Origin of the sequence: Cellulomonas jepli, from assembly GCF_047229345.1 — a bacterium.
GTDB lineage: Bacteria > Actinomycetota > Actinomycetes > Actinomycetales > Cellulomonadaceae > Cellulomonas_A.
The window spans coordinates 1-3,954 of the sequence record NZ_JBFTER010000181.1; the positions used below are offsets into that span (position 1 = coordinate 1).

Sequence of the window (3,954 nt, forward strand, 5' to 3'; positions counted from 1 at the left end):
CCGCCGACGTGGCCTCGCTCGCGGCGGTCGCCGAGGGCGCGCTGCTCGGCGCCTACTCCTACACGCGCTACCGCGCGGCCGACGCCGCCGCGAAGTCGGCCCCGGTCGGGACGCTGCAGGTCGTGACGCCGCTCGTGCGCGACCGCGAGGCGAAGGCCGCGCTGAGCCGCGCCGAGGTCGTCGCCGACGCCGTGCACGGCGTGCGCGACCTCGTGAACACCGCCCCGAACGACCTGTTCCCCGCGGCGTTCGCCGACCTCGCGAAGGCCGCCGCGAAGGACGTCGGGGCGCGCGCCCTCAAGGTCACCGTGCTCGACGAGAAGGCCCTCGCGGCCGGGGGCTACGGCGGCCTGCTCGGCGTCGGCCTCGGCTCGGTGCGGGGCCCGCGCCTCGTGAAGGTCGCGTACACCCCGTCGAAGCCGGCCGCGAAGGTCGCGCTCGTCGGCAAGGGCATCACGTTCGACTCGGGCGGCATCTCGATCAAGCCCGCGGCCGGCATGGAGGCGATGAAGTCCGACATGGCCGGCGCCGCAGCGGTGCTGCACACGGTCCTCGCGGCTGCGCGCCTCGAGCTGCCCGTCGCCGTCACGGGCTGGCTCTGCCTCGCCGAGAACATGCCGTCCGGCACCGCGCAGCGCCCGTCCGACGTGATCACGATCCGCGGCGGCAAGACCGTCGAGGTCCTCAACACCGACGCCGAGGGCCGGCTCGTGCTCGCCGACGGGCTCGTCGCGGCGACCGAGGAGAAGCCCGACGTGGTCCTCGACATCGCGACGCTCACGGGCGCGCAGCTGATCGCGCTCGGCAACCGCGTCTCCGCCGTCATGGGCACCGACGCGGTGCGCGGCGAGGTCGCCACCGCCGCCGAGGGCTCGGGCGAGCTGTTCTGGCCCATGCCGCTCCCGGCCGACCTCCGTGCCGGGCTCAAGTCGAAGGTGGCCGACCTCGCGAACATCGGGGACCGCTTCGGCGGGATGCTCACCGCCGGGATCTTCCTGCAGGAGTTCACCGGCGGGACGCCGTGGGCGCACCTCGACATCGCCGGGCCGGCGTTCAACGAGAAGGCCGCCCACGGGTACACGCCCGTCGGGGGCACCGGGGTCGGCGTGCGCACGATGCTCGCGTTCCTCGAGCAGCGGGGCCACGCCGTCCGCTGAGCCGCGGGCCGCACGTGCGGGGCGCGCGGGGCCGGGTCAGTGCAGCCCGGCCTCGCGCGCGTTCTCGCGGCGTCGCTCGATGCGCTGCCGGGAGTTCCAGTCGCGCATCCGCTGCGGGTAGCCCGTGCGCTGCACGTCGTACACCGGGATGCCCAGACCACGCGCGAGCTCGTGCGCGGCGCGCGCGTCCGGCACACGCCGGCGCGTCCACTCGCCCGTCGTCGCGATGAGCATGAGCGTCGTCTGGGTCACGTTCGTCTGCGGCTCGACGTAGGCCTCGACCCCCACGCGGGTGTCGATGAACTCCCGGAAGTGCGCGACCGTGGCCTGCTGCGCGGCGCGCCCGGTGGGTGCGGCCTCCGCACTCTCCGGTGAGCGGCGACGGCGGCGTGAGAACAGGCCCATCCGTGGAGGGTAGCGGCCGGACCTGGACGTCGGCCGGGAGCCGCGTGAACGTTCCGTGCGGGTCGCTCCACCGACGACCAGGCGAGTCATGGGATGACTGTTCCGAGCGTCACACCGCGTCGTGGCTGGTCCGGTTCGTTCGGCGGGCCCTACGGTGACAAGATGGTCGGCGAGCACCCAGCCCACCACACGCCTGCACAGAATTGCGCTGAGGAGTTGCACGTGGCCGACACGACCGGTTCCGCTTTCGACATCGTCGTCCTGGGCGGAGGGAGTGGTGGCTACGCGGCTGCGCTCCGCGGCGCCCAGCTCGGCCTCAACGTGGCTCTCGTCGAGGAGAGCAAGCTCGGCGGCACCTGCCTCCACTGGGGCTGCATCCCGACCAAGGCGTTCCTGCACGCCGCGCAGCTGGCCGACGACGCCCGGGAAGGTGCGCACTTCGGTGTGCACACCGAGCTCAAGAGCATCGACATGGCCGGCGTCCAGCAGTACAAGGACTCGGTCATCGGCCGCCTGTACAAGGGCCTCCAGGGCCTGATCAAGTCGCGCAAGATCACGGTGATCGAGGGCCACGGGCGCCTCGTCGCCAAGGACACCGTCGAGGTCGACGGCCAGCGGTACACCGGCAAGCACGTCGTCGTCGCGACCGGCTCCTACGCGCGCTCCCTCCCCGGTCTCGAGATCGGGGGCCGCATCCTCACGTCGACCGAGGCGCTCGACCTCACGGAGGTCCCGAAGTCGGTCATCGTGCTCGGCGGCGGCGTCATCGGCTCCGAGTTCGCGAGCGTCTGGAAGTCCTTCGGCGCGGACGTCACCATCATCGAGGCGCTCCCCCACCTCGTCGCGAACGAGGACGAGTCGCTCTCGAAGGCGTTCGAGCGCGCGTTCCGCAAGCGCGGGATCAAGTTCAACCTGGGCGTGCGGTTCGCCGGCGTCACGCAGGACGAGAACGGCGTGCACGTCTCGCTCGAGGACGGCAAGACGTTCGACGCCGAGTACCTGCTCGTCGCCGTCGGCCGCGGTCCGCGCACCGCCGACCTCGGCTACGAGGAGCAGGGCCTCACGCTCGACCGCGGCTTCGTCATCACGAACGAGCGCCTGCACACCGGCGTCGGCAACGTCTACGCGGTCGGCGACATCGTCCCCGGCCTGCAGCTCGCGCACCGCGGCTTCGCGCAGGGCATCTTCGTCGCCGAGGAGATCGCCGGCCTCAACCCGCAGCCGATCGTCGAGTCCGGCATCCCGCGCGTCACCTACTCCGAGCCCGAGGTCGCCTCGGTCGGCCTCACCGAGGCCAAGGCCAAGGAGGTCCACGGGGCCGACGCGGTCGAGGTCCTCGAGTACAACCTCGGCGGCAACGGCAAGAGCCAGATCCTCGGCACCGCCGGCTTCGTCAAGCTCGTCCGCCAGAAGGACGGTCCGGTCATCGGCGTCCACATGATCGGCGCGCGCGTCGGCGAGCTCATCGGGGAGGGCCAGCTCATCGTGAACTGGGAGGCCTACCCGGAGGACGTCGCGGCGCTCGTGCACGCCCACCCCACGCAGAACGAGGCCCTCGGGGAGGCGCACCTCGCGCTCGCCGGCAAGCCGCTGCACGCCCACAACTGACCCCACGATCGAAGGAGAACGAGCGGTCATGTCCGACAACGTGCAGCTCCCCGCCCTCGGCGAGTCCGTCACCGAAGGAACCGTCACCCGCTGGCTCAAGCAGGTCGGCGAGACCGTCGAGGTCGACGAGCCGCTGCTCGAGATCTCGACCGACAAGGTCGACACCGAGATCCCGTCGCCGTTCGCCGGCGTGCTCGAGCAGATCCTCGTCCAGGAGGACGAGACCGTCGAGGTCGGCGCGAACCTCGCCGTGATCGGCTCCGGCGAGGGCGGCGGGTCCGCCCCTGCCGAGCCGGCAGCCGAGCAGCCCGCCGCTGAGGCGCCCGCCCCGCAGGAGCAGGCGCCCGTCGCCGAGCAGCCTGCCGCTCCCGAGCAGCCCGCCGCCGAGGCGCCGGCCGCACCGGCCGAGCAGCCGGCCGCGTCGTCCGCCCCGTCGGGCGGCGGCGAGAACGTCACCCTCCCGGCGCTCGGCGAGTCCGTGACCGAGGGCACCGTGACGCGGTGGCTCAAGGCCGTGGGCGACGAGGTCGCGGTGGACGAGCCGCTGCTCGAGATCTCCACCGACAAGGTCGACACCGAGATCCCCTCGCCGCTCGCCGGCACGCTCCAGGAGATCCGCGTCCAGGAGGACGAGACCGTCGAGGTCGGCGCCGTCCTGGCCGTGATCGGCTCGGGTGCCGCGGCCCCCGCCGAGGCACCGGCGCAGCCCGCCGAGGCCCCCGCCGCGCAGGAGCAGCCGTCGGCCCCGGCCACGGAGGCGTCGCCGCAGGTCGCGGCCCCGGAC

The 3,954-nt window shown here is 73.0% G+C and carries 4 protein-coding genes; 3 read left to right on the top strand and 1 reads right to left on the bottom strand.

The annotated features are described in order from the left end of the window. On the top strand, positions 1 to 1,157 hold a 1,157-nt coding region (locus tag AB6N24_RS22805), incomplete at its 5' end, for a leucyl aminopeptidase (RefSeq protein WP_412871643.1). A 36-nt stretch (positions 1,158 to 1,193) separates the two neighbouring features. Here the strand turns inward: AB6N24_RS22805 and AB6N24_RS22810 are convergent. Further along, complete coding sequence (locus AB6N24_RS22810; RefSeq protein WP_412871644.1) at positions 1,194 to 1,562, bottom strand: oxidoreductase; 369 nt, start codon at positions 1,560 to 1,562, stop codon at positions 1,194 to 1,196. 222 nt (positions 1,563 to 1,784) lie between these two features. Between AB6N24_RS22810 and lpdA the strand changes: the two genes are divergently transcribed. Together lpdA and AB6N24_RS22820 are read left to right on the top strand one after the other, a co-directional pair. Further along, a complete protein-coding gene (lpdA, locus tag AB6N24_RS22815; RefSeq protein ID WP_412871645.1) occupies positions 1,785 to 3,170 on the top strand; it encodes a dihydrolipoyl dehydrogenase in 1,386 nt (461 codons plus the stop codon). Positions 3,171 to 3,198: 28 nt separating this feature from the next. Continuing rightward, positions 3,199 to 3,954, top strand: a 756-nt coding sequence (locus AB6N24_RS22820; RefSeq protein ID WP_412871646.1) for a biotin/lipoyl-containing protein, incomplete at its 3' end; no start/stop codon positions are given.

Bases quoted from the DNA above. Each gene is read 5' to 3' on its own strand.
- AB6N24_RS22810 (WP_412871644.1), bottom strand. From the start codon at position 1,562: ATGGGCCTGTTCTCACGCCGCCGTCGCCGCTCACCGGAGAGTGCGGAG.